The following is a 1,430-nucleotide window of genomic DNA, read 5'->3' on the forward strand; positions in this document are numbered from 1 at the left end:
TGTAATGCCAGTCAGTTAAGCAACTGACTGGCCCTTTTTCCGGGCCGTGGGATATCTCCAGGGCCTCTCTTTTACCACCCTTGGGAAGGCCCTTTCTCTTCTGATCGGTAGCTTTGCCAGTTGTCCCATACTTTCAAGGTCACGCATCAGCTCCGGTATACGCCCCGGCGAAGCGCCCTGCAATGTCATCAGCATTCTCATTACCATTCCGCATGACTCTGAGAAGCTCAGCTGATTTGGCCAGTATCCTTTCAGCTGCCCCGCCATTTTAATCATCTGATATCTCACCAGATTATAAGCCAGTAACACTCCCCACAGCTCCTGCTCCACAAGCTCCGGCTTTTTACTTCTCAGCGTCAGCCTGCTCAGTTGCATCGTCTGTTTTATCTCCCTGTATCCCAGTTCGATCTCCCATCGATGACCGTACAGATCTGCCATTTCTCCACCGGGGTAACGCATGGCATCCGTCATGGACGTCAGCAGATGACAGACTTTCCCTTTGCGCGTCACGGTCAACAGACGGGCTGTCATTTCATTCCCCAGACCCGGCCACTTTTTTCGTGCCTGTGGACTGGTTTTCAGCGTGACCAGATGATCGCCTTTACCCAGTTTTCTGATCTCTTCATATTGCGCTCCCTTTCTGAGCGGGATCATCCAATGGCGGTGCTCCCCCGCCTGGCTCCAGGCGTTTAACAGCCCCAGTGAGTAATAACCTTTATCCATTAACGTCAGGGTGTTATCGCCGGTTTGTTCTATAAGTTGTTCAGCAAGCTCATTTTCGCTGTTGCTCATCGTACCGAAGGCTGCAGCCGTCAGCAGATGGCTGGTCAGCTCCATCTGACAGACCATTTTGACCTGCGGGTAGAGCGCCGGGCTCCCGGCATGTGTCTGGCGGGGGAAGGCGATATCGTTTTCCGGCGTGTCCGGTGTGCGCCAGAACACACCATCGATGGCCAGCAGGGTCAGGCCGCACCAGTGCGGATGCGGTGTGGCCTTATGCCAGAGCTGTGCTGTTTGTGTGAACACGCGGCGGACGGCCTCGCTACCCAGCCGCTGACGGGCCTGGATCACGGCACTGGGTGCGACAAAGGGGCGACTGCCCGGCAGCATGATGTCCAGCCGGTTCACGATCTGATGAAGGGGTTCTTTACGTTCAAGCGCCATGCCGACAATACACCAGACCATCATTTCCAGCGGCAGGCGGCGCCTGCGCAGGGTGACGGTACCGGCTTCAGCCAGGCAGCGGGAAATCAGTTCCGGGTCCAGATAGTCGCCCAGAGAAGTCAGTGGGTTACGCAGAGAATCGTAACGGGATACCAGATCAAGAGCCTGTCCAATGTGCATAAAAAAATCCGGAAACGAGTGAGCATTTCCGGATTCTTACACAGCCACTGGATCGGTCAACCGATCCTTAACTGATCAGCATTACA

The 1,430-nt window shown here is 55.0% G+C and carries 1 protein-coding gene; it reads right to left on the reverse strand.

Annotation, left to right across the window (positions count from 1 at the left end):
* Positions 1–15: 15 nt before the first annotated feature.
* Positions 16–1,344, reverse strand: a complete 1,329-nt coding sequence (locus FDW98_RS18925; protein WP_096757660.1) for an IS4 family transposase — start codon at positions 1,342–1,344, stop codon at positions 16–18.
* Positions 1,345–1,430 lie beyond the last annotated feature (86 nt).

Origin of the sequence: Citrobacter sp. wls711 (genome assembly GCF_005281055.1) — a bacterium.
Classification (GTDB): domain Bacteria; phylum Pseudomonadota; class Gammaproteobacteria; order Enterobacterales; family Enterobacteriaceae; genus Citrobacter; species Citrobacter gillenii.

Bases quoted from the DNA above. Each gene is read 5' to 3' on its own strand.
- FDW98_RS18925 (WP_096757660.1), bottom strand. From the start codon at position 1,344: ATGCACATTGGACAGGCTCTTGATCTGGTATCCCGTTACGATTCTCTG.